Source organism: Glutamicibacter sp., assembly GCF_032154645.1.
Lineage (GTDB): Bacteria > Actinomycetota > Actinomycetes > Actinomycetales > Micrococcaceae > Glutamicibacter.
Map to the genome: position 1 here is coordinate 1 of NZ_JALDXV010000003.1, position 23,969 is coordinate 23,969.

Sequence of the window (23,969 nt, forward strand, 5' to 3'; positions counted from 1 at the left end):
CCTACTACCTGATCATGCCTTCGGAGGTCTCCTCCAACCTGGCCAAGTTCGACGGCGTGCGCTACGGCCACCGCGTGCTTCCAGAAGAGGGTCCGCTCACCATCGAACGCGTCATGGCAGCCACCCGCGCCGCCGGCTTCGGCGACGAGGTCAAGCGCCGCATCATCTTGGGCACCTACGCCCTGTCCGCAGGCTACTACGACGCCTACTACGGTTCGGCCCAGAAGGTCCGCACCCTGATCCAGCGCGACTTCGATGCCGCGTTCGAGCAGGCAGATGTGCTGATCTCCCCAACCGCACCGACCGTGGCCTTCGAGCTGGGTGCGAACGACAACGACCCGCTGGCCATGTACCTGAACGACGTGGCAACCATCCCGGCAAACCTCGCCGGCGTCCCAGGCATCACCGTGCCCGGCGGCCTGAGCGAAAACCTGCCGGTGGGCATCCAGTTCCTGGCCCCTGCCTACGAGGACGCCCGCCTGTACCGCGCCGGTGCAGCCCTTGAAACCCTGCTGGAAAAGCAGTGGGGACACACGCTGATTTCGCAGGCGCCAGCCTTCGAATCCGCCTCGATTGCACAGGAGGCCTAGGAATTATGAGCAACTACACCGATGAACTAGTCGACTTCGACGAGGCGCTGGACCGCTACGATCCGGTCCTCGGCTTCGAGGTCCACGTAGAGCTGAACACCAAGACCAAGATGTTCTCCGATGCGCCGAACGCCTTCGGCGACGATCCGAACACCAACGTCACCCCGGTGGACCTGGGCCTGCCCGGCGTGCTGCCGGTGGTCAACAAGACCGCAGTGGAGTACTCCATCCTGATCGGCCTGGCGCTGAACTGCCAGATCGCCGAAAAGTGCGGCTTCGCCCGGAAGAACTACTTCTACCCGGACACCCCGAAGAACTTCCAGACCTCCCAGTACGACGACCCGATCGCCCACGACGGCTGGCTGGACATCGAGCTGGAGGACGGCGAGGTCTTCCGCGTTCAGATCGAACGCGCCCACATGGAAGAGGACGCCGGCAAGCTGACCCACATGGGCGGCGCTGCTGGCCGCATCCAGGGTGCTGACTACTCGCTGGTCGACTACAACCGTGCCGGCGTGCCGCTGGTAGAGATCGTGACCAAGCCGATCGTCGGCGCCGGCAAGCGCGCCCCGGAGCTGGCCCGCGCCTACGTGGCGGCCATTCGCGAGATCGTGAAGAACTTGGGCGTTTCGGATGCCAAGATGGAACGCGGCAACGTGCGCTGCGACGCCAACGTTTCGCTGATGCCAAAGGACGCCGACAAGTTCGGCACCCGCACCGAAACCAAGAACGTGAACTCCCTGCGCGCCGTGGAGCACGCGGTGCGTTTCGAAATCGAGCGCCACGCTGCGGTGCTGGATTCCGGAGCGAAGATCGTTCAGGAAACCCGCCACTGGCACGAAGACACCCGCACCACCACCTCGGGCCGCCCGAAGTCGGATGCGGATGACTACCGCTACTTCCCGGAGCCGGACCTGGTGCCGATCGTGACCACCGCAGAGTGGATCGACGAGCTGCGCGCCCGCTTGCCGGAGCCTCCAGCAGAGCGCCGCAAGCGTCTGAAGGCCGAGTGGGGCTACGCTGACAAGGAATTCCGCGACGTGGTCAACGCCGGTGTGCTGGACGAGATCGAGCAGACCGTGGCCACAGGCGCCTCCGCAGCCGTTGCCCGCAAGTGGTGGATGGGCGAGATCGCCCGTCTGGCCAAGGCCGCCGACAAGGAGATCGCAGATCTGGGTGTCACCCCGGCAACCATCGTTGAGCTGAACTCCCTGATCGAGGGCAAGAAGATCAACGATAAGATCGCCCGCCAGGTGCTTGAATTCGTTCTTGCAGGCGAAGGCACCCCAAGCGAAATCGTTGAGAAGCGTTCGCTGGCAGTCGTGAACGACGACGACGCGCTGGGCAAGGCAGTCGACGAGGCCATGGCGGCCATGCCGGATGTGGTTGAGAAGATCAAGGGCGGCAAGATGCAGGCCATCGGCGCGCTGATGGGCCCTGTCATGAAGGCTACCCGCGGCCAAGCCGACGCAGGCCGCGTCCGCGAAATTGTGATGGAGAAGCTGGGCCTCTAACCCACGCTGAAACACCATAGACCGATGGCCCGCACTGTTCAGGTGCGGGCCATCGGTCTATGGTCATCCACTATGAAGGAATTCAGCGACTCGGAGCTGCTTCGCCTCATCAGCAGGCAACTGGATGGACCCGGCCTTATGGAAAAGGAGCTAGGTCGCTATGCATTGGAAATAATAGGCTCTCAGCTGGTGCTCCGCTATGAGGGAACTGGGACCAGGCGGGGGCGGTTCAAGACAGTGATCGATATTCCTGAATTCATCGGTGACGACATATGGAACGACTATTGCGATGGCAGCAGCGACATCGCCTATTGGATCATCTGGGCCGTGATTGTTCCGGTGAACGAGGCATACTGCACCAGTGATCTTTTCACGCCAATGGATTCCGACGGCTCTATCAATTTGCCGCTTGTTCGATAGGGAGCCGAAGACTGGGCTGGGAGCTAATCATGCTGGTGCGTCAGCGACGCCACAACGAATTTGCCGGTGGTCTTGACGGGGGAGTCCTCCAGCAATTGCGCCGCATCTAGATACGACAGCTGCGCTCCGTCGAGCGTGCAAGACTTCTCCAGTGCTATAAGCACTTGCAGGACGCCGTCTTCGAACCGAAGACTTGGCGAGTCAACGATGGACACCGCAGGATTCCAGCACTCCCGGAGTCCCATGACATTCAGGTCGAGAAAGCCTTCGTTGCGAGGAGTCGCTGAAACATCGTCCTCCCCTTCAAAGACGATGGTTCCCTCCACAGGGAGAAGGATCTGCTGGCCATTGAGCACCAGATCCACCGCTCCAGGTCCCAGCGCCACCTGGCCTCGCCGGACGCCTGGATAGGGGCTATAAGGCTGAGTCCCGGTAATTTCGGCAATGCTGATCTTCCATGTCCATTCTCCGCTTCCCTCGGCAGCATCGCTGAAAAGGGTGCGTGTGATACCTTTGCCGTTCTTCCACGGTCGCGGCGGCAAATCTGCGTAGCGAATGATGGGCAATTTCATCATGAGTGGTTGGGTCCTTCGTGTTTCGGTGCGATGAATTAATGCTTGCATTCAGAAGCCATTGTTCAGCGCTTGAATTTCAAGCAGTGTCTGAACAGTCATAATTGCTGTTGAGTGCGGTGCTCCGCTCCGGTTCCGCCGTGGGTAGGATGAAGCCATGGAGCTGCACTTCAATCCAATGGATGAGTCCGATATGAACGACGTCATCGAGTTCCTGACCAAGAACAAATTTCCCTACCATGTGCGCAGCGAATGGACGGATGACGATGCCGCCAAAATTGTGGGAGATGGGCGATTCTGGAATCAATCGTCGCAGGGCTACTGGATCGTCGATGGCCACAAGCGTTTGGGAATGGTCAGCCTTGAGGACCTGGATGATGACTCGCCTATGTTCGATTTGAGGCTGTCGGAGGAACACCGAGGCCGGGGCTACGGTGTCAACGTCCTCAAGGCTCTCACGGACAAGGTTTTTACCGAGATGCCTGAAACCATCAGGTTCGAAGGACAAACGAGGGGAGACAACATCGCCATGCGTAGAACGTTTGTGAAAGCTGGGTTTCTGAAAGAGGCGCATTACCGGCTGGGTTGGCCTGCAGGCGGTGGTCAGTTCGTAGCATCTGTGGCCTATGCAATGATTCGGCCCGATTGGAAATCCGGAAAGACCACCAAATTCGTGTGGGAAGATTTGGTTTGATACAGGCATGAGGGCATGGATATTTGCCGGTAATATTTCAGCAAATTGAAAGGCTCATTGATTATTGTCTCAGCATGGGAATTTTTCGCGTATTAAGAAAACCGTCGCAGTTGGCGTTCCTTGGGTTCTGGGCGGTGCTGGTGCCCGCAACAATGACGGGATGCAACTCGACTCCTGATTTGCCGCCGCCGTGCATGCCACCAAGTTTTTCGACTTCTGTCAGTGAAGCTCGGGCAGGGGATTCGGTCATCATTTCAGCGCCTGCTGCAACATGCAATCCGAGTTATGGAGCGGGCGCCAAGGTGGAAATTTCTATTTCTACTGATTCCGGTGAGAAACTGCTTGATACAAAAGCCGCCATGGAAGACAACGGTGCCTTCGAATACTCCTACCGAGTACCGAAAACTGCCAAACCCGGTGTGCTATCGGTCAGTGCGGCTCCCGCTGATGTCGATTGGTGTGATGACACCGGGACCAACAACCGGCTTAAGGATGAATCCGACATTGAGCGAACCTCCTGCGAGATTCCGGTGAGGCTGTTAGCCATAGTCGACTAGCGACGCTAGGGAAAGAGTGCTGGAGTGTTGAATTTGAAGTTCAGGAAGACTGGGCAGACCGACATTTTCGCCGCTCAATTTCGAGCTCGATTGCAGGGTCTTGGCCACTCCACAAAATGTCCCCGAACTTCTTATCTGAAGCTACTAATTTTTCGTAATCTTCCGCGGTGAGCAAAACGTGCGAACGGTGTCCGTGGTCGGTAATTGTCACTGGCCCACGGAGAGTGGCTTTCTTCGCAGCTGATACATCACGATTGAACTCTTGGCTGGTAAAAGTTCTATTCATCTCAACCTCGCTAAAGTACTTTCAGTAATTACTGTACGCATTTCTGGGTATAAGGAGAATGGCGACGGACTCTTTGTGGACTGCGAATCACCATGGCGAACTGATCCGCATTTAATTGAAAGAGCGGGTCTTGCAAGCCCAGGAAATGACTTTGGTTGACTGGGCTCGAAGAATGACGATAGAAATTAGGCCAGCCACTCTCGACGACTTGCCACCAATCCAAGAAATTGGATTGCTTACGTGGCCGCCGGCGTACCTTCCATTAACCTCTCCGGAATACGTGCTGGCAAATCTAAATTCTTGGTGGAGCGAATCTGCTGTACGAGAATCAATCACGGCCGATAGGACTTTGGCTGCACTGCAAGCTGGCCGGACCATTGGTACATGTACCATCGGTGATTTCGAGGGTGATGCGGTGATCTGGCAAATATATGTGGTGCCTGCCATCGGCTCACGGACAGGGCGCTGGAGCCGCCCTGATGCGCGCGGCGCTCGAACACATTGGGCGGCGGGAAGTTCGTCTTGAATTCGTCAAGGGCAATGACCGCGCCTCGAGATTCTACGAGAGGTTCTGATTCCGCTTTGACTTTGCAGAAAGTCCAGGTGGCGGAACTATGACAGTTTGGATGAAGCGCCCGGCGTCCTAAAGCTACTAGCCTACGATGGAGCAATGACCCAACATTCTCCATCGATTTCCGGACTACCACCTGCAGAAGTAAGCATTTCGCTGGACCTTGTTCGCGAACTCATTCAGACGCAGGCGCCGCGCTGGGCCGGGGAGCAGATTTCCTATGTTGCGACCGGCTGGGACAATGAGGTCTATCGACTCGGCGACGACCTGATCATTCGGCTTCCGCGAAGAGAACTTGGCGATACGATTGGCCGAAGCGAACGGCAATGGCTACCAAAGCTGGTTGAAGAAACCGGCCTGAATATTGCCACCGAGCTGTTTTGCGGCGTACCAACAGCAACGTACCCCTTCGCTTTCTCGGTTACCAGGTATGTCCCAGGTCGAAGCGCTGCGACGTTGGACAGGCCAGCGCGCAATGACTACGCGGTGGAACTGGCAGGCTATTTACGCCGGTTGCATCGTCCTGCATCCGAACCCTGGCCGGTGAGCAGCTACAGGGGCTGCCCATTGTCAGGACTAGATGAAAAAACCGGCGGACAGATCTCCTTGTTGCCTTCCCGGCAGCGTGCTTCAGCTTTGAAACTTTGGCGAGAAGCTGTCCACGCGCCAGTTTATACAGGTCAACCCGTGTGGATTCACGGGGATCCCCACCCGCACAACACGATTGTCTCTAGGGGAAACCAAGGATTTAGGTTGTCAGGATTGGTCGATTTCGGCGATCTTTGCACCGGCGACCCTGCCTCTGATCTGGGCATGGCGTGGATGCATTTCAGCCCAGAGGTTATTGATAGATTCATGACCTCCTATGGCGTTCAGAATGGAAGCGCGACGTGGCTCAGAGCTCGGGGATGGGCACTGCGTTATTCCATGCTCACCTCAACCCTTGAGGAAAGCGACCCCCTGGGAATCGTTGGTCGCGAGACCCTCGATATCCTGCTTGCATAGAGCAACGGCCAGCACAATTGCGAAAGAGTCCTATCTCAATGCCAGAATTAGCTCAACTGCCCAAAGGACTTACCTAGTGAAAGGTGCGAGCAATTATGCTTCGCAAGATCGACCCGGCTCGAACTCGAAATTACTCGATGGTGCTCCGCGAGATTTTCGCTGATCCTGGTCGTTCGCGAAAAGAGATTGCTGACGCCATTGGGATCAGCGCGGCCTCGGTGACGAGCATTGCTGCCAACCTCTTGAGCAACTCGTTGATCGTTGAAGCTGCCCCGGTCGCTGCCGGTCAGGGTCGGCCTCGAGTGCCGTTGGCGGTCGACACCGAATCACAGTTGGTCATGGGCATTCACTTGGGACCGAGGGTTACCGGCGTCGTGCTGACGGGTCTGGACGGGGTAGCCAAGGCATCGGTACTTGTCCCGCATTCTGGATTGGACGCTCAGTCATCGTTTGCCTTGGTCATCGAGCAGGCAAACAAGCTGATTGCTGAGCACGGAAAGGGCCGAACAATCCTCGGAACCGGCGTCGCAACCGGTGGAATTGTCGACCGAATCAACGGTCGCATTGTTGAGAACCAGGGCGCCGGGTGGAGCGAAGTTCCAGCGGTGCAGATGCTGGCCCAGCTCCCGCAGCCGCTAGTTTTGGATAACAATGCGAGGGCGGCGGCTCAGTCAGAACTCTTCTATGGGCACGGTGCCCGGGTCGAAGACTTTCTGCTGATGGTCATCACCTCAGATCTCGGTGCTGTCATTGTCAGCAATGGTCAGATTCGGGCTGGCTGGTCGCAGCATGCAGGCAACATTTCCCACCTGACGGTCAGTGATAGCGGGGTGGCCTGCGAATGCGGTCGAAGCGGGTGCCTGCAGGTCATGGCAACGGATGAATCGACCGTCCGCCGTGCTCATGAAGCAGGTCGATTGGATGTCGCTGATTACGGGGACATCGACAGGATGTACGACGCGGGGGATGAGCAGATCCGCAGCTTGGTTGCAGAACGTGATGGATTTGTCGCGCGTGCGGCGGCAACGCTGTTCGACCTGCTTGATCCTGGACTTCTCGTCATCGCGGGAACTCCGGCAGAACGCCCGGAAACCCTAGCCCACGTGCAGTCGGTAGTTTCTGAAAGTACTTATCAAGGAGCCATTGCCGGCAGCCGCGTGGTGTACTCCAGCGATCATGAACTGTCCTTGTCGATCTTCGCCGCAAGCATCATGGTCAATGAGGTCCTCGCCGACCCATTGAGTTTCATGCAGTCAGCCGAAGAGCAGCACCAGGACAAGTAATTTCTTTCAAACCTGTTGACAGGTGACGCGCGTCATGTTTATTTTATTTCATAAAATAAAATAATGTGGCCGCGATCACGACCTTGCTCGTGTGGGGAGTCGCATCGAGGAAGGAACCAGATGAAGCAATCGAAGAAGCTTGCATTTGCTGCGGGCATCGCATCGCTGATGTTGGCCGCAACAGGCTGTGCATCATCCGCCGGATCATCCGGCGCCGGCTCTGAAAACGGCGACGCGACGCTGTCGTTCATGACCACCGAGCCCAAGAGCATACTCCCGCAGCAGGATCCAGGCAGCCAGATTGGTATGGCCTTATGCGCCAACCTCATGGAGGTCAACTCCACAACCCAGAAGCTCGAACCATTGGCTGCGAAGTCCGTTGAAAGCAAGGACGCCAAGGTCTGGGACATCGAACTGCAGGATGGTTGGACCTTCCACGACGGCACCCCTGTTACCGCGAAGTCCTTCGCGGATGCATGGAATGCCACCGCCACCGGATCCAACGCCTGGCAGGGCAACGGCACCTTCGTTGCGTTCGAAGGCTACGACAAGATGAACCCACTGGACGGCAGCAAGGCCACGGCAGACAAGCTGTCGGGCGTCAAGGTCGTCGACGACACCCACCTGCAGGTGACGCTCACCGCGCCGAACGCCGACTTCCCGAAGATCTTGAGCACCAACCCAACCTGCCCAATGCCGGAGTCTGCCTTCAAGGACCTGGATGCCTATGCGCAGGCACCGGTTTCCAACGGCCCCTACAAATTCATTTCCTGGGACCACAACCAGCAGGTTGTTCTGGAGAAGTGGGATGGCTTCAAAGCTGGTGAAGGATTCACCGGTGGGGCAAAAACCCTCGTCGGCAAGGTCTACACGGCGGTTGACGCCGCCTACACCGACATGACCGCCGGCAACCTCGATATGATCCGCAATGTTCCGGCCACCATGGTCGACAAGGCCAAGAGCCAGCTCGGCGAAGAATCGCTGTATGAGGTCAAGACCGCTTCCAAGCAGCAGACCCTGCAGATTCCCGAGTACGTCGATGACCTGAAGTCCCCGGCGCTGCGCAAGGCCATCTCACTGTCCATCGATCGAGAAGCCATCTCCCAGTCGCTGCTCAAGGGCTACTCCGCCCCATCCGATGCGCTGGTTCCGCCATCACTGGATTCCTATGTTGAAGGCTCCTGCGAAGACTGCGTTTTCGATCCAGAAAAGGCCAAGAAAATCCTGGCAGATGACGGCGGCTTCGACGGCACTTTGATCATCGAAAGCAACTCGGCTTCAGACCAGCAGCTGGTCCAGGCCATCGGCAAGCAGATCCAAGACAACCTGGGCATCAAGGTTCAGCTCAAGCCGACCCTTGGCACCGAACTGTCGGAGCGCCGCAACAGCCAGAAGCTCGACGGAGCGGTCTTCGGCCTGTGGGGCTGGTCCTACATGTCCCCGGACCAGTACCTGAGCCAGTATGAAACCGGGGGAGACGGCAACGCCGCCACCGGGTACTCCAACCCGAAGGTCGACAAGCTGCTGCGCGCGGCACGTGCAGAGCTGGATGAGGCCAAGGCCACCAAGCTGTACTCCGAGGCCGAGTCGATCATCATCAAGGACATGCCGGCCATCCCGCTGTTCATCCCTACCGACTTCGGCCTGCAGTCCAAGTGCGCACAACTGAACGATGTGCAGGGCGATCTGCAGTACTACCGCGCCGGCTACGGCTGCTAGTTCCGATCCATCAGCTGTTGGTGCGGCATTGATCCTCAGGGTTCACTGCCGCACCAATTGCAAGATACTAGGGGAGAACCCATGCTGGGCTACACGCTACGGCGCATCCTGCAGATGATCCCGGTGCTGCTGGGCGCCACATTTATCATCTACGCACTGACCTTCCTCATGCCGGGCGACCCGATTGCAGCACTGACCGGAGAACGTCCGCTACCCGAGGCAACCGTCGCGCAGATCCGTCAGGCCTACCACCTCGATGACCCGTTCATCGTCCAATATGGAAATTACATCCTCGGCGTCTTCCGCGGAGATTTCGGCATCGACTTCTTCGGCAGGCCGGTCTCAGACCTGATACTCGAACGGCTTCCGGTGACAGTGGCGCTCGCCGTCACCGCGTGGGGGCTGAAGCTGGTTATCGGTCTGATCATCGGCGTCTACGGTGGACTGCACGCAGGCAAGGCGGCAGATCACTTCGCCCTGATCTTCACCGTCCTTTTCATGGGAATCCCCGGATTCGTGATTGCGCTGGGCGGGCAGACCTACTTCGGCGTTCATCTCGGATGGGTGGATCCAGCGGGCACCCGTGCCGGGTGGCCCATGGCCTTCATCCTTCCGGCGCTTGTCATGGCGCTGGAAGCCGCGGCCGGACTGGCCCGGCTGACCCGCACCTCGCTGGTCGACGTGCTTCGTTCCGAATACCTTCGCACCGCCAAGGCCAAGGGTCTGTCCCAGGAACGCATCATCTGGGGACATGCACTGCGCAACGCGATGATTCCAGTGGTCACCTACCTCGGACTGAGCCTTGCGGGAATGCTCGGGGGAGCTGTCATCATCGAAGCCATCTTCAACCTGCCTGGCATCGGCGGATTGATGGTTTCATCTATCAACAACAAGGAAGGCACGGTAGTCGTGGGCATCGCTACGCTGCTGGTGCTGGTGTATCTGGTCTTCAACCTGCTGGTTGACCTGACCTACGGCCTGATTGATCCACGGGTGAGAATATGAGCTCTACCATCACAACTATTTCAACTGCCGACGGCGCCGAAGCCGTCGACCGGGCGCCGAACCCTTCGCGTGGTGCGCACCGACGCTGGTGGCTGCGCCCTCGTTTTGCGATCTCGGGAAGCATCGTTCTGCTGATGATTCTCATGGCGGCGTTCCCGCAGATATTTACCGGTTTCGGCCCAGGCCCCACCGAGAACTGCGACATCCTGCTCACCAACCAGCCGCCCAGCGCCGCCCACATTTTCGGCATCGATATTCAAGGCTGCGACTACTACACGAACATCATCTACGGTGCTAGGGCTTCCATCCTGGTAGGCATCGTCGTCTCGGTCATCGCCTTCACCATTGCAGCGCTGGTGGGCGCGATCGCCGGGTACTTCGGCGGCTGGGTGGATGCGGTCATTTCACGTTTCTGCGATATGGCCTTTGGGCTGCCGTTTATCCTCGCGGCCATCGTCGTCCTGCAGCTCTTTGGGCAGCGCAATGTATGGACCGTCATTTTTGCCCTCGCCCTGTTCAGTTGGCCCGGCGGCGTACGCTTCATGCGCTCGTCAGTACTGGAAGTGCGCAACCGCGAATATGTTCAGGCCGCCAGGCTGCTCGGTGCGTCCAACCGCCGCATCATCTCCAAACACATCGTTCCGAATGCGATCACGCCGCTGCTGGTGCTGCAAACCCTGGGGGTCGGCGGCATGATCGCCGCGGAGGCCGGCCTGACCTTCATCGGCATCGGCCTGACTCCACCGGCGGTTTCCTGGGGTCTACAGCTTGCCGCTGCACGAGACTACATCGACGCGGCTCCGCACCTGCTGATCTTCCCGGCAATCTTCCTGACACTCACTGTGCTCGGCTTCGTCCTCTTCGGCGAGGCGCTGCGCGATGAGTTCGACCCGAAGGGCAAATAATGACGCGACTACTTGAAGTACGCGACCTCCGCGTTGAATTCTCGACCAGCCAGGGCATCGCCACTGCCATCAACGGCGTGAACCTTGGCCTTGAACACGGGCAGTCGCTGGGCATTCTCGGGGAATCCGGATCGGGCAAATCCGTCACGGCACGAACCATCATGGGACTGCTGGACACGCCACCGGCAAAGATCAGGGGCGGACAGATCCTGCTTGAAGGTGAGGACCTGCTCACCGCCACCGCAAAACGCCAGCGCCAGCTCACCGGACCTGTCATGTCCATGGTGTTTCAGGATGCGCTAAGTGCCCTGAACCCTGTGCACCCGGTGGGACGGCAGATCGGCGAGCTCTATCGAGTCCACCGCGGATACAGCCGCAAGGCCGCCAAGGCGGCGGCCATCGAGATGATGGATCGGGTGCGCATCCCGGCTGCGGCAAGCCGCGTCAACGACTACCCTCATCAGTTCTCCGGCGGCATGCGCCAACGCATAGTCATCGCCATGGCGCTGGCGCTCGGTCCAAAGCTCTTGATCGCCGACGAACCGACCACCGCCCTGGACGTGACGGTGCAGGCCCAGATTCTCGAACTGCTCAAGGAACAGCAGGCAGAGAACAACATGGGGCTGATCCTTATCACCCACGACATTTCGGTAGTCCGCGAGGTTACCGACCAGGTTGCAGTGATGTATGCCGGGCGAATCGTCGAGCAGGGGCCCACCGCAAGCGTGCTGAGCGATCCCCGCCACCCCTATACCCTCGGCCTGTCCCAATCCGTGGCCAGCGAAGATCTCAAGGGCCAGCGGCTACCCGCCGTGGAAGGAAGCCCGCCCGATCTGCTGGCGCTTCCGCGAGGCTGCGCGTTCGCCACGCGCTGCCCGTTGGCAGATGAACAATGCACCGCCTCGGTCCCACCCCTGGAAAAAATCGGCCAGGACCGCACCGCAGCATGCTTCCATTCACGAAAGGCGGCAGTAGATGTTGCATACAGCAACTGAAAACGAAACCAGCCCGGTGGCAAACAGCCCCATCATGGAGCTACGCGGCATCAAGATGCACTACCCGGTGGCGCGCCCGCTGCCCTTCACCCCCAAAAAGGTGGTCAAGGCGCTGGACGGGATAGATCTTGAGGTTCTGCCGTCCACCACCCTCGGCATCATCGGTGAGAGCGGATGCGGCAAGTCAACGCTTGCCAGGGTGCTCTCGGGGCTGGAGAAGCCGACGGAAGGACAGGTACTTTTCGAGGGCGTGGACATCAATGAGCTGCAGGGGGCTGAGCGTGCGGCCATGCGCCGCAACATCCAGCTGATTTTCCAAGACCCCTACGCATCCCTTGATCCTCGGATGACCATCGAGCAGATTCTCAGTGAACCATTTGAGATCCACCCCGACCTGGTTCCCAAAGACCAGCGCAAGGCGAAGATCGCAGAGCTCATGGAATTGGTTGGACTGAGTCCGGATCACCTAGGACGCTACCCGCATAACTTCTCCGGAGGCCAACAGCAGCGCATTGGAATTGCCCGGGGAATCGCGCTGAACCCGAAGGTGTTGATCTGCGACGAAGCGGTATCTGCCTTGGATGTTTCGGTGCGGGCGCAGGTTGTTAATCTGCTGCAGGACCTGCAGCGGGAATTGGGGCTGAGCTTTGTCTTCATCTCCCACGACCTTCAGATCGTCCGTCACATCTCGGATTCCGTCGCCACCATGTACTTGGGGCGGGTCGTAGAAAAGGGCGACTACGCACAGGTCTATGACCACAGCGCCCACCCGTATACCCAGGCCCTGCTTTCAGCTGCACCGGAACTGCGCCAGGGGTCGAACACCCAGCGTGAATTGATCATGCTGCAGGGCGACCCGCCCTCGCCCATCGACCCGCCAACAGGCTGTCGATTCCATACCCGCTGCCCCATTGCACAGCCAAGCTGTGCAGACAGCGAGCCGGAACTCGATTCCCTGGGAGCCGGGCACCAGGCACGCTGCTTCTTCCCGGGCCCCATGGGCCTGCGCCTCAACTAGTCTGCGCCGCAGCCTTTGCTGACACTCAATATTTAAGGAGAATTTTCATGGACCTCAAGGTCGGAATTATTGGATTTGGATTGCGGTCCTCATTGCATCGCCACCTGCAGCGCCCCGGGGAGGGCAGCGTAGTGAGCATCGTCTGCGACACTTCACAGCGCGGACGCGAAGATGCCAAGACAGCCTTGCCCCAGGCCCAGATCACCGACGATCTGCAGGTGCTCCTGGATTCGGAACTCGACGCGGTGTTGGTGCTGACTCCGGACTACACCCATAGGGAGGTGGTGGTGCGGACGTTGGAAGCGGGGATCCCCACCTTCGTCGAGAAACCATTGGATGTCAGCGTCGAGGCAGCCGATGAAATTCTTACCACGGCCCAGCACACCGGAACCCGACTCTACGTCGGACACAACATGCGCCATATGCCGGTGATCTGGCAGATGAAGCAGATCATCGACGAGGGAACGATCGGCGAAGTCAAAGCAGTCTGGTGCCGCCATTTCGTGGGCAACGGCGGAGACTACTACTTCAAGGACTGGCATGCCGAACGCCGCTTCAGCAATACGCTGCTGCTGCAGAAGGGAGCCCACGACATCGACGTGATTCACTGGCTGGCTGGCGGGTACAGCACCCAGGTCTCAGGCATCGGCGCGCTGGCCGTCTATGGGGATGTCACCAGCCGCCGTGATAATTCAGACCGTCGGTTGCGCGACTGGTTCTCCCTAGATAACTGGCCGCCCACCGCTCAGACTGACCTGAATCCAAAGCTGGATGTAGAAGACATCTCCATGGTGCAGATGAAACTCGATAACGGTGTGCTGGCCTCCTATCAGCAGTGCCACTTCACCCCCGACTACTGGCGCAACTACACGGTGATCGGCACCAAGGGGAGGATTGAAAACTTCGGCGACGGACCTGGAGACTTCATTCACGTCTGGACCACACGAACCACCCACGGCTTTGCCGAACCCGACCAGAAAATCGAGGTCCTAGGCGACGAAGCAGACCACGGAGGAGCCGACCCGAACCTGATTGCAGAGTTCTTAAGATTTGCCAGAGACGGTGGTGCCACCGAAACCTCGCCGGTGGCGGCGCGCGCAGCCGTGGCAGTAGGGGACCTCGGGGCAAGATCGCTGCGCTCGAAGGGCGAAACCATGTATATCCCAGAACTGGGGGAGCAGGCGCTGCAATACTTCGCGGCCAACCAGTCGGCCGAACGAGTCGGTTAAAAGAATCGCTCAGAATCCTACGAGGGTGGGATTCTGAGCGATTATTCGCTGGTCTCTACTGAACAGCCAACGCGGGAAGCTCACTCATGGCGCCGAAAACGCGAGAGACTCCAGCGTCGCGCAGCTTCTGAGGATCGGTGCTGGTCGGTCCAATGTTGGAGAAGCCGAAGACCGTCGCCCCGGCGCCGATGCCCGCGGAAGCTCCGGTGGCAGTGTCTTCAATGACCAATGCGTGGGATGGGTCGATGCCCAGTGACGACGCGGCCGCCAAATAAACGTCGGGTGCCGGCTTGCTCTTGGCGCACTCCATGCCGCTGAATACACGATCACCGAAGAATCGGGTCAATCCTGCCAGTTCCAACTGCATTTCGACCTTGGCGCGGTCGGCACCTGTGACGCAGGCAATCTTCTCGCCATAGACCTCGTGAATGGCCTCCACCGCCTGGACCGCACCCTCAATGGCCTGCAGGTCCGTGCGCAGTGCAGCGTCGCGCCGGGCGCGGAAGGAACTGATCCATGCGTCGTCGATGCGCACGCCGGTGTGCTCCAAGATCGGTTCCCATTGATCCTTCAGCGCCTTGCCGATGAAGATGCGGATGCACTCCTCGACGCTGATATCCCAACCCATCTCGATCAGCATCTGCCGCAACACCGAATTGGTAATCGACTCCGAGTCCACGAGGACTCCGTCGCAGTCAAAGAGTACGGCAGAGAATTTGGGTTCCACGATTGGTGGTCCTTTCGAGAGGTACTAGGCGGCGGGAATCTGGTGCAGGATCCTTGCCAGGGGAGCGAGTTCCGGCTGCTCTTCTGCTTCTGCCAGCACGCGCTCAAGTGTTGAGTCGTGAATCGGCTTGGCCCGCTGGTACAGCTCCAGGCCGACCGGAGTCAGTTCCGTGTAGATGCCGCGGCGGTCATCCGCGCACAAAACGCGTGAAAGCAGGTTGCGGTCTTCAAGACGGGTTACCAGACGAGTGGTGGCGCTGGGGCTCAGAGCGGTGGCGCGGGCCAGCTGAGCCATGCGCATGTGCCAGCCGTCCTGTCGGTTCAGCGCGTCCAAAAGTGTGTACTCGACCACAGAAAGACCTACTTCTTTGCTGAGGTCTTTTTCCAGCGCCGCGTCGATAATTCCGTGTAAAGCCGCCAAAGTGCGCCATCCGCGGGCGCGGATTTCAACTGCGTCGTCTGCGATTCCCATGATTCCCCTCCAGATCATTGCTTGCGCTTGTTAGTTGCGTGTGCAACTATAGTATTCGTTGACGCAATAACAAGCGTCTGCAACTATCTTTCTCTAGTCTATCAGGAGTAACGCTATGCCGCTCGGCCTTATTGCACTGGCCATCGGTGCCTTCGGCATCGGCCTCACCGAATTCGTGATCATGGGTCTGCTGCCCGAAGTTGCCGCCGACTTCGGCGTCAGCGAGGCGGCCGCCGGCTGGCTCATTTCCGGTTACGCATTGAGCGTCGTCCTCGGTGCCCTAGGTTTGACCGCTGCCACCGTCCGTCTGCCACGCAAGCCGGTTCTTGTTGGCCTGCTGGTGCTGTTCATCGTTGGAAACACACTCACCGCCATTGCCCCGAGCTACGAGGTGGCAATGATCGGCCGAGTCATCGCGGCCCTGTGTCACGGCGCCTTCTTCGGCATCGGTTCGGTGGTTGCGGCAGATCTGGTGCCCAGCGATAAGAAAGCTCGGGCCATTGCCATCATGTTCACCGGTCTGACCGCAGCCAACGTGCTCGGCGTGCCGTTTGGCACCTTCCTCGGCCAGCAGGCTGGCTGGCGTGCAACCTTTTGGGCTATCTCGGGCATCGGAGTACTCGCGCTGATCGGCATCCTGTTGCTCGTGCCGGTGCTCAAGCATGCAGCTGATGAAATCTCGCTGCGCAAGGAACTAGGCGCGTTCCGCTCGGTGCAGGTCTGGCTGTCACTGGCAGTGACCGTCCTCGGCTACGGTGGCATGTTCGGCGCCTTCACCTACATTGCCTACACGCTGACCGAGGTTTCAGGATTCGATTCGGCCACCGTGCCATGGCTACTGGTGCTCTTCGGCGTTGGATTGTTTGTGGGCAACTGGCTTGGCGGACGCATGGCGGACGGCAACATCGACCGCTCCTTGCTGATCTTCATCGCTGGGCTGCTGGTAGTGCTCATCGGCTTCGGCGCATTGGCCTCCAGTCAAATGGCGACCATCATCTCCCTGTTCCTCATGGGTGGCTTTGGGTTCGGTACGGTGCCAGGCCTGCAGTCCCGCATCATGAAGTACGCCGGTTCGGCTCCCACCCTCGCCTCGGGTGCAAACATCGGCGCCTTCAACGTCGGCAACGCACTGGGCGCCTGGGCCGGCGGCGTGGGCATTGCAGCCGGGCTTGGCTACACCTCGCCGATCTGGATCGGTGCGACGATCACCGTTACGGCGCTGCTGGTGATGTTCGTGGCCGCCACCCTGGCCAAGAAAAGCGAAGCTGCGCAGCCAACCCTCGTAGCAGCCAACTAACCTCAAATTTTTAAACTTTTCATCTTCGATAAACCACCCACAAAGGAGAGTCTCATGACTACCGCAATCCCAACAGTCACTCTGAACAACGGCGTAGAAATGCCACAGGTAGGTTTCGGCGTCTTCCAGGTTCCGAACGAAGAAACCACCGCCGCAGTGGCCGACGCGCTGAAGGCCGGTTATCGCAGCATCGACACCGCCGCCATTTACGGCAATGAGGAGGGCGTGGGCAAGGCACTGGCCGAATCCGGAATTGCCCGCGAAGATCTGTTCATCACCTCCAAGCTGTGGATCGCGGACCTGGGCTACGATCAGACGCTGAAAGCCTTTGAACAGAGCCTTCAGCGCTTGGGCCTGGACTATTTGGACCTGTACCTCATCCACTGGCCAGCACCTGCCAAGGACCTCTATGTTGATTCTTGGAAGGCGTTGGAGAAGCTGTATGCAGAGAAGAAGATTCGCGCCATCGGCGTTTCCAACTTCCAGCCTGCACACCTGGACAAACTGATCGAGGCTTCGACGATTGTTCCAGTGGTCAATCAGGTGGAACTGCACCCGGCCCTGCAGAACCGCGAGGTCATCGCAGCCAACGCCGAGCACGGCATCGTGACCGAGGCATGGAGCCCACTGGCGCAGGGTGCCATGCTCACCGACGAGACCATCCTAGAAATCGCCGCGGGCCACAAGGTCACCGCGGCACAGGTCATCCTGCGCTGGCACCTGCAGGAAGGACGGGTGATCATCCCCAAATCGGTCACGCCAAGCCGCATTGCAGCCAACCTCGACCTGTTCGGCTTCGAGCTGACCAGCGACGAGCTGGCAAGCATCGACGCACTGGACCGCGATGGCCGCACCGGCCCACACCCGGAGCAGTTCAACGGCTGATCTGACAATGTGGCCCTAGGCCAAAATATATGATCGTTGCTCCCGCCAGTCAGCACGGCGGGAGCAACGAACATTTAATGATCTGGTTTTCCTGCTGCCATTGCATGCTGATTGGACGGAATGCTGAAGATCAATTGCAGGCATCCGTGCGCATACACCGGTTCGGCATGAATTCCATATACATCGTTCAGCAGATCTGGCTTCAAGACATCAGCCGGTGTTCCAGCAGCCACGATTTGCCCTTCAGATAAGAGAACGAGCTTGGTGCAGTAGCGGGCTGCCAAATTTAGATCATGCAGGACAACTACGGTTGTCAGTCCAAGCCGCCCCACAAGATCCAACAGTTCATGTTGATACCGAATATCCAAGTGATTGGTCGGTTCGTCAAGCAACAGGTGATCTGCCTGCTGCGCTATGGCCCGGGCCATGAGCACACGCTGCTTCTCTCCGCCCGAAAGCGTCGCGTAGCTTCGATCTGCAAGGTGCCGAACGCCGAGCAGGCTCAGGGCCGAGGCAGCCGTGCGGTGGTCGTCTACCGTGAATGAAGCAAGGGCGCCGCGATGTGGAGAACGTCCCAAGAGTACTGTTTCGGCCACCGATACAGGAAGGTCGCCCGGTGTCTCCTGCGCCACCACTGCCATGCGTCGCGCCAAAGCAGAGCCCCGCAGATCGCCTATGCGCTCCCCATCCAGGGTAATGAGCCCAGTTCGAGGGCGCAGGGCCGCGTAAAGAGTTTTGAGCAATGTGCTCTTGCCGCTGCCGTTCGGTCCGATCAGTCCGAGGACCTCGCCGCTTTCAACGTGGAGTCCCGCACCGTGAACAATCATTTGTCCGTCATATCCAACAGACACGTCGGAGGCTGAGATCATCTGTAACACCGCCTTTGGAAGGTAAAAACTAGCTGTTTGAATTGAGTCTGCGCACCAAGATGAACAGCAGCGGGGCGCCTAACAAAGCTGTGACGATCCCAAGCGGCAGTTCCTGCGGTGCTACCAGAACACGGGCCAGCACATCAGCCCAGACCAAAAAGATCGCACCGAGCAGCGCAGCCACCGGGAGCAACTTGCGGTGTGTAGCTCCCACGCACAAACGGGCAATATGCGGAACGATCAGCCCCACAAAGCCAATGCCTCCGGAAGCTGCCACCAGCGCCCCGACGCACAAAGCCGTCACGATCATGACCGCTGCCCGAAGCCTGGTCGGAGAAATCCCCAACGTCTGTGCAGTAGCATCGCCGGAGGCCAACGCGTCCAGTGGCCTAGCCCAATAGAGCAGTACAAAGAGGGCAAGCACCACGACAACCCAAGTAGTGAGCGCCGATGCTCCGGTGGCCTGGGTCAGGGATCCCAAGGTCCAGAACAGCACCGAGCGCCCGGCATTTGGGTCGTCGGAAGCAAAAATCAAGAGAGACGTGAGCGCGTTGAGCACGTAGCCGACCGACACCCCGGCAAGCACCAAACGTACCGACGTCATCTGCGATCCGACGCGGGCCAGCATAAAGACAGCAATTCCGGCGGTCAGCGCACCGAGAAATGCGCCCGACGCCAATGACACCGAACCAATGCCGGCACCCGCCCCGAAAAGGATCAATGAGGCTGAGACGGCTGAGGCACCGGAGGTGACTCCCAGCAGGTAGGGTTCTGCGAGGATGTTGCGGGTCAGCGCCTGCAATGCGACACCACAGAGTGCCAAACCTGCTCCGACCGCTGCCCCCAGAAGTACACGCGGTGTGCGCAGCAGCAAGATGATCGACTCCTGAGAGGGGCTCCACGTCGAAAGCTGCGGTGCCCCAGTCAACTGTCTGCTGAAAATTTGCAGCACGGTCTCAAGCGGAACGGCCACCGGACCCATCCCGATGGACAGCAACAAGGTGGCAACGAGAAGCATGCCGAGTCCAACGACCCACCACAGGGAATTGCGCCTTCTTCGACGGTGCTCCAGATCGTCAGGGGCGAGACCGGTGCCGACTAAAGGCAGTTCGGATTGCTTCTGCATCATGAACCCTGCCTTACCGGTTCAGCGAGCGATGAACCCACGTTGACGGCGGCAATTAGGGATAGGATTGTGAACCCAACAAGCACGGCGCAGGCAGCTGAATAGCCACCCATGGCAAGAGCCACACCGCAGGCTCCGGTGCCAAGGAACAGGCCCAGACTCATGCCGGCCGCGTTCAGGCTTAGGGCCGTCCCTCGGACTTCGGAACAGCGTTGCACCAGCAGTGAAGTTACTGCCGCTGCGACGACTGCATGGCTGGCCGAAAGTACCGCGGTACCGGCAAGCGCCAGTGGAAGAACCGGAGCAAAATAAACGCAAAGCAGGGCAGCCAACGAAGTTCCCAAACAGGCGACCATCCAGATCCGTGGCCTCGGCGCAGCCCCTTCGGCATTCAGCATGCGACCGGCCAACAGATGGCCAAGGAAGAACGAGCCGCCGCTCAGCGACCAGACGCATGCGAACCAGCCGGTTGAGAGCTGGAACTTCTCCGCATACAGTGGCGCAAGGAAAGCGAGATGCCCCATAAATGCCCCAGCTCGTCCAAAGGAAACCAGCAGCAGCGCCCTAGCGCCGCGGATACGGCCCAGCGTCCTGAATGCCGCCGCATATTTCAGTGCAGGTTTGGGAGGTCCGGGTTGAGTGCCCTGCCTGCCAAAACGCAGCAGGGCTGGCGCCAATGCGAAAGCAGCAATGGCGATGGCGACGAGGTTTCCTTGCCAACCCCACCACATGGCAGGCAACACCAATAGTGGCGCACCGGCGGTAGAGGCAAGGGTCTGCGCTGTCATCACCAGTGTTGCGGCTCGGCCGGCGGCAGGGCCCTCTCCAAGGCGATCCGCCGCAGCGGTGGACAAGGCCGGGTACAGCAAGGCATTGGACATGCCTGTGGCTAGGCAGAATGTCGCAAGGGCCCAGGTCCCCGAGAAGGTGCCGATAATGGCAGCTAGGCCCAAAAGCACCAGCGAGGCGGCAGCCACCGTTCCCGGGAGGATCCGACCAATTAAAGGAGCGAGGACAACACCGACGATGACTGCGCCGATCCCAGCTAGGCCGCGCAGCGATCCGATCTCTGCCACCTCGGCACCAGCCCATTGCGCCATGGGTATCAGGAACGTCGACAATAGGGTAAACGGCAGCAGGCCCAGCGCGGAGGCGAGCAACGCGGGCCAGACCGCGGCGATAATGCTGCGTTCGCTGGGAAGCTCCAGGCGGGGGTTCATTCGCGTACTGCTCATGCCTTAACACCAGCCTTCGTTAAGGCAATGGAGAGATCCTCGGAGAACTCCTGCGGCTCAAAAGCTGACGTTTTCGGTTGCGCACCCAGCTGCCCTGCGCTGCGTTGAAGCACAGATTCATAATTACCTACGAGCTTGTCTATGGTTGGGCAGTCCACCGAAAGCTTCTGGGCGAAGCCCTGGATGATTTTGGTGCGGTAGTAATCTTCCTTAGGCATTCGAGGGATGTCCCAATGGCCGGACTCATCGACAAAAATGGGGCGAATGGGGATGGCTGAGAAATCAAAGTATCGTCCCGCAGCATCAGGGGCGGAATATGGATCGATCAGCAATGATGCATAGCGGACGTACACCAAATATTCCTGGTGTATCGGTGCAAGAGATTCAAAAGATGAAACTAATTCCGCTGCGATGCTTTCAGGGCGGATCCTGTACCCATCGGCGAGCATGAACTCAAGCAGATTGATGCCGCTCCCACCCAAGGCACGGACAAGGTTGGTTAATTCTCTCCAGTAGTCAACCATGCAGTGAATCAGCGTCGGGGTGATGGGACCTTCGGGATAAAGCTTGTAGACAAACTGTTGGGGCCCCGATGGATTGAAGACGGCGTTAAGGGAAACATCATTCATGAAGAGGGCCGGGTGTACATACAATGATATGTTCCTGGCCTCGGCATCCAGAGGTAGATCCACGAGCTGAAGGTCGGTGCCGACCGATTCAAATAGCGTGCGCAGATATTGCAGGGACTGTGAGTTATGGAGGGTCGACCCCGAGTAGATTCGCGCCTTGACGCCGGTTGTCAGGACGGTGATGCCTGGTTTTGCTTCGGGCCATCGGCTGTCGCCGAGATAGCTTGAAAGGCTGATGACTTCGACGGGTAGTGCCCGGGAGTTCAGGTATTCGTGCACCAACGCACCAGACCCCAAGGTGGGGGAGAGCAGCACGACCCGTTCGATGCGTTCAAGCACCGCGGCCGGCATCCGGCGCAGCACCGGGAGGTATGCGTTGGCAGGAACGGTGAGGACCAAGGTTTTCCACTCGCCGCTGACCGTCTCAAAGTCGATGAATCGATGCTCGATGCGCTGCTGTCCAGCGAGCGCTTGATGCGCGGCATTTTGAACGGTGGCGGTCAAAAAGCCATCGGCGTCGGAAAGGTCCTGGAAAAACTGTTGCGAGCGTCGAGTGCTCCGGCCAACGAGTCCCACGGTGCCGCGCAGCCGTCCCAGCAGTACCGACATTTGAACTGCGGTTGGACCTGTACCGGCGATTAGTATTGATCCCAATTCGTTCATGATCTAGGCTCCTGGATCTTGGGTTCAGGTTTTACATACAGTGCAATATCGAAGACTTGATTCGGCTGGCTGACGATCCGCTCCAGGTGCCACAGTGCGGAGTCGACTGGTTGGCTTGGATAGTTGAAAAGAGATTTCAGATGGTCGCCGAAGCGCATCGCCACCACGACGTCCTGTCGGGTCAGGGCGTGAAGTTGCTGAAGCAGTTCGTATTTCACGGAAACTGTAGAACTGATGACGACGTGGGTCACCTGTCCGATCTCTTCCAGTTCATCGATACGCTGTCCCGACAATCTGATCTCCAACCCATCACCGAGGAGATCAACCACTTGGCGGCCTAGTTCGAGGGCTTCCCCGTCGATATCAATTCCGCAGGCTGAAGCACCGGTATGCTGGGCGGTTCTCAGGAGCGTCATGGGGAAAGCGCCGCAGCCGATGAGAAGAATTCGTGACGTGGCGGTCGGAGCCACAGCACCGAACTCTTCGGCGATGCACGACTCGATATTCAAGAAGTACTCGGCAGAGCTGCTCCTGCCGGCAAGTAGATGAAGTGCGCGGTATTTCTCCATGATGGCCACGCCGCGAGCCGAAAGTTCGCGTAGCCGAATGATGAGTTCCTCGCTTCCAGGCTGGGCCGAGAAGTCGGAGAAAGCCTCGAAGACCGGAGCGTGTGTAGTGAAGGTCGAGTATTCGCCCAGCAGCTCGTCGAGCGCCTGGACGGTGAGCGTTGATCCATCGTAGTCTCTGATGGATGATTCGAATCGCGGCACAAATTTTTCTAATGCGACGCGCATTTCCTGCGCCTTCGCAGTGTGTTTCTGCGGGGGATCGGTCAAAAGTTTAGACATGAACATAGGCCTTTCCTTCGGCGACGATAGTTACTTCTCCGGTGACCTGCAGGTCGGTGACTGCTCCCGCCCGGTAGCTGGCGGCGACGTGGAGACTGCCGCCCGGCTGCCTCACGCTGAGCGATACCGATTGTCGACATCGAGCTGCCAAAAAAGCCCCGAGGGCCGCAGTTCCCGAACCGCAGCTTCCTTCCCAGATCATGCTTCCCACTGCAGGAACATTCACCAAGGGAACGATGGCATTTTCGGTGGGGTTGTAGAGCATGACGCCAATGACGCTGGCAGCTTCACTGGCTGCGAGGCGTTGGGCCGTTGCTAGGGCGTGGCGACGAAGGGTCTGAGTGATCGCAGGGGCTTCAACCACCAGATGAACGGAGTCGTGGAATTTCACCAAGCTTGAGCCGCCATGCTGTGTGGGAAACGGATAGGGCTCGATCTGCAATGGCGAGGCGATGCCCATCCGGCAGCGGAATCCCATCGCGGTCGGTTCGACGCGGCAGGAGGTAGGTTCGTTGGTTCCCGAGGCTTCCAGCACCAAATCCAGTGATGCTACGTTAGAACGCGCCGACGCGTGGAGGGCTGCCAGTGCCATGCAGGCGTTGACGCAATATTCTCCGCCGGCCATGATTAGCCGCAAGTGAGCCTGGTCCGACTCCGGGGGAAGCACGAAGCCAATTTGTTCTGCGTGCAGGTGTTCGACCCGCAGCAGCTGTTCGGCAATTGTTTGATAGTGCTGCACCGGGTGTCGGCTGGTGACCAGGACCGTGGAATTCGAGGTTGGATTCAGTTTGACGAATTCCACTTGAATGATGTTCCGAGAGGTACTTCGCCGGCGACTGGTGGCTGCGGCGGGCTG

26 protein-coding genes are annotated in these 23,969 nt (G+C 59.0%); 16 read left to right on the forward strand and 10 right to left on the reverse strand.

The genetic code is table 11. The features are described from left to right. From RUH64_RS03790 to RUH64_RS03800, 3 genes are all read left to right on the forward strand, one after another. A partial coding sequence (locus RUH64_RS03790; RefSeq protein ID WP_313811429.1) for an amidase family protein occupies positions 1–590 on the forward strand: 590 nt, incomplete at its 5' end. Positions 591–595: 5 nt separating this feature from the next. After that, entirely contained in the window at positions 596–2,104 is a 1,509-nt protein-coding gene (gene gatB / locus RUH64_RS03795; protein WP_313811431.1) for an Asp-tRNA(Asn)/Glu-tRNA(Gln) amidotransferase subunit GatB, read from the forward strand. A 24-nt stretch (positions 2,105–2,128) separates the two neighbouring features. After that, complete coding sequence (locus tag RUH64_RS03800; protein ID WP_313811432.1) at positions 2,129–2,524, forward strand: hypothetical protein; 396 nt, start codon at positions 2,129–2,131, stop codon at positions 2,522–2,524. A 23-nt stretch (positions 2,525–2,547) separates the two neighbouring features. Here RUH64_RS03800 and RUH64_RS03805 read toward each other — a convergent pair whose 3' ends face one another. Beyond that, complete coding sequence (locus RUH64_RS03805) at positions 2,548–3,099, reverse strand: HutD family protein (protein ID WP_313811434.1); 552 nt, start codon at positions 3,097–3,099, stop codon at positions 2,548–2,550. A gap of 154 nt (positions 3,100–3,253) precedes the next feature. On the opposite strand from RUH64_RS03805, the gene RUH64_RS03810 reads away from it, so the two are divergent. After that, positions 3,254–3,790 (forward strand): GNAT family protein, encoded by a 537-nt coding sequence (locus RUH64_RS03810; RefSeq protein WP_313811435.1) that lies wholly within the window; start codon positions 3,254–3,256, stop codon positions 3,788–3,790. A 74-nt stretch (positions 3,791–3,864) separates the two neighbouring features. Next, positions 3,865–4,347 (forward strand): hypothetical protein, encoded by a 483-nt coding sequence (locus tag RUH64_RS03815; protein WP_313811436.1) that lies wholly within the window; start codon positions 3,865–3,867, stop codon positions 4,345–4,347. A 40-nt stretch (positions 4,348–4,387) separates the two neighbouring features. On the opposite strand, the gene RUH64_RS03820 is transcribed toward RUH64_RS03815, so the two are convergent. Next, positions 4,388–4,633, reverse strand: a complete 246-nt coding sequence (locus RUH64_RS03820) for a type II toxin-antitoxin system prevent-host-death family antitoxin (protein WP_313811437.1) — start codon at positions 4,631–4,633, stop codon at positions 4,388–4,390. Positions 4,634–5,064: 431 nt separating this feature from the next. Here RUH64_RS03820 and RUH64_RS16885 point away from each other — a divergent pair, with 431 nt between their 5' ends. The 9 genes from RUH64_RS16885 to RUH64_RS03860 all read left to right on the forward strand — a co-directional run bounded on the left by RUH64_RS16885 (position 5,065) and on the right by RUH64_RS03860 (position 14,363). Beyond that, complete coding sequence (locus tag RUH64_RS16885; RefSeq protein ID WP_396275981.1) at positions 5,065–5,208, forward strand: GNAT family N-acetyltransferase; 144 nt, start codon at positions 5,065–5,067, stop codon at positions 5,206–5,208. Positions 5,209–5,255: 47 nt separating this feature from the next. Continuing rightward, positions 5,256–6,209 (forward strand): aminoglycoside phosphotransferase family protein, encoded by a 954-nt coding sequence (locus tag RUH64_RS03825; RefSeq protein ID WP_313811439.1) that lies wholly within the window; start codon positions 5,256–5,258, stop codon positions 6,207–6,209. Positions 6,210–6,304: 95 nt separating this feature from the next. Then, positions 6,305–7,492 carry an ROK family transcriptional regulator gene (locus RUH64_RS03830; protein WP_313811440.1) on the forward strand — a complete coding sequence of 396 codons (1,188 nt, stop codon included), beginning with the start codon at positions 6,305–6,307 and terminating at the stop codon, positions 7,490–7,492. Positions 7,493–7,612: 120 nt separating this feature from the next. Beyond that, positions 7,613–9,211: an ABC transporter substrate-binding protein gene (locus tag RUH64_RS03835; protein WP_313811442.1), complete on the forward strand. Its 1,599-nt coding sequence runs from the start codon at positions 7,613–7,615 to the stop codon at positions 9,209–9,211. 81 nt (positions 9,212–9,292) lie between these two features. Further along, a complete protein-coding gene (locus tag RUH64_RS03840) occupies positions 9,293–10,216 on the forward strand; it encodes an ABC transporter permease (protein ID WP_313811443.1) in 924 nt (307 codons plus the stop codon). Beyond that, positions 10,213–11,121, forward strand: a complete 909-nt coding sequence (locus tag RUH64_RS03845) for an ABC transporter permease (protein WP_313811445.1) — start codon at positions 10,213–10,215, stop codon at positions 11,119–11,121. The genes RUH64_RS03840 and RUH64_RS03845 overlap by 4 nt, the downstream gene beginning before the upstream one ends. Beyond that, positions 11,121–12,116 carry an ABC transporter ATP-binding protein gene (locus tag RUH64_RS03850; protein ID WP_313811446.1) on the forward strand — a complete coding sequence of 332 codons (996 nt, stop codon included), beginning with the start codon at positions 11,121–11,123 and terminating at the stop codon, positions 12,114–12,116. The genes RUH64_RS03845 and RUH64_RS03850 overlap by 1 nt, the downstream gene beginning before the upstream one ends. Then, the gene (locus tag RUH64_RS03855; protein ID WP_313811448.1) at positions 12,097–13,134 is read left to right on the forward strand and encodes a dipeptide ABC transporter ATP-binding protein; all 1,038 of its coding nucleotides are present in this window, start codon (positions 12,097–12,099) and stop codon (positions 13,132–13,134) included. The genes RUH64_RS03850 and RUH64_RS03855 overlap by 20 nt, the downstream gene beginning before the upstream one ends. A 47-nt stretch (positions 13,135–13,181) precedes the next feature. After that, complete coding sequence (locus RUH64_RS03860; protein ID WP_313811450.1) at positions 13,182–14,363, forward strand: Gfo/Idh/MocA family oxidoreductase; 1,182 nt, start codon at positions 13,182–13,184, stop codon at positions 14,361–14,363. A 55-nt stretch (positions 14,364–14,418) separates the two neighbouring features. On the opposite strand, the gene RUH64_RS03865 is transcribed toward RUH64_RS03860, so the two are convergent. Further along, positions 14,419–15,090, reverse strand: coding sequence for an HAD family phosphatase (locus tag RUH64_RS03865; RefSeq protein WP_313811451.1), 672 nt, complete (start codon positions 15,088–15,090; stop codon positions 14,419–14,421). Between the two features lie 24 nt (positions 15,091–15,114). Continuing rightward, complete coding sequence (locus tag RUH64_RS03870) at positions 15,115–15,561, reverse strand: MarR family transcriptional regulator (protein WP_313811453.1); 447 nt, start codon at positions 15,559–15,561, stop codon at positions 15,115–15,117. Positions 15,562–15,676: 115 nt separating this feature from the next. Between RUH64_RS03870 and RUH64_RS03875 the strand changes: the two genes are divergently transcribed. Then, entirely contained in the window at positions 15,677–16,858 is a 1,182-nt protein-coding gene (locus RUH64_RS03875) for an MFS transporter (protein ID WP_313811454.1), read from the forward strand. Between the two features lie 54 nt (positions 16,859–16,912). Continuing rightward, a complete protein-coding gene (locus RUH64_RS03880) occupies positions 16,913–17,743 on the forward strand; it encodes an aldo/keto reductase (RefSeq protein ID WP_313811456.1) in 831 nt (276 codons plus the stop codon). A 74-nt stretch (positions 17,744–17,817) separates the two neighbouring features. On the opposite strand, the gene RUH64_RS03885 is transcribed toward RUH64_RS03880, so the two are convergent. Genes RUH64_RS03885 through RUH64_RS03910 form a run of 6 tightly spaced genes read right to left on the reverse strand, consistent with a single transcriptional unit; the run spans position 17,818 to position 23,915 of the window. Next, positions 17,818–18,612 (reverse strand): ABC transporter ATP-binding protein, encoded by a 795-nt coding sequence (locus RUH64_RS03885; protein WP_313811457.1) that lies wholly within the window; start codon positions 18,610–18,612, stop codon positions 17,818–17,820. Positions 18,613–18,640: 28 nt separating this feature from the next. Beyond that, positions 18,641–19,741 carry an iron ABC transporter permease gene (locus RUH64_RS03890; protein ID WP_313811459.1) on the reverse strand — a complete coding sequence of 367 codons (1,101 nt, stop codon included), beginning with the start codon at positions 19,739–19,741 and terminating at the stop codon, positions 18,641–18,643. After that, complete coding sequence (locus RUH64_RS03895) at positions 19,738–20,973, reverse strand: MFS transporter (protein ID WP_313811461.1); 1,236 nt, start codon at positions 20,971–20,973, stop codon at positions 19,738–19,740. Before RUH64_RS03895 ends, RUH64_RS03890 begins: the two co-directional genes overlap by 4 nt. Beyond that, a complete protein-coding gene (locus RUH64_RS03900; protein ID WP_313811463.1) occupies positions 20,970–22,265 on the reverse strand; it encodes an opine metallophore biosynthesis dehydrogenase in 1,296 nt (431 codons plus the stop codon). The genes RUH64_RS03895 and RUH64_RS03900 overlap by 4 nt, the downstream gene beginning before the upstream one ends. Continuing rightward, the gene (locus RUH64_RS03905; protein ID WP_313811464.1) at positions 22,262–23,113 is read right to left on the reverse strand and encodes an SAM-dependent methyltransferase; all 852 of its coding nucleotides are present in this window, start codon (positions 23,111–23,113) and stop codon (positions 22,262–22,264) included. Before RUH64_RS03905 ends, RUH64_RS03900 begins: the two co-directional genes overlap by 4 nt. Continuing rightward, entirely contained in the window at positions 23,106–23,915 is an 810-nt protein-coding gene (locus tag RUH64_RS03910; protein ID WP_313811465.1) for a hypothetical protein, read from the reverse strand. Before RUH64_RS03910 ends, RUH64_RS03905 begins: the two co-directional genes overlap by 8 nt. Positions 23,916–23,969 lie beyond the last annotated feature (54 nt).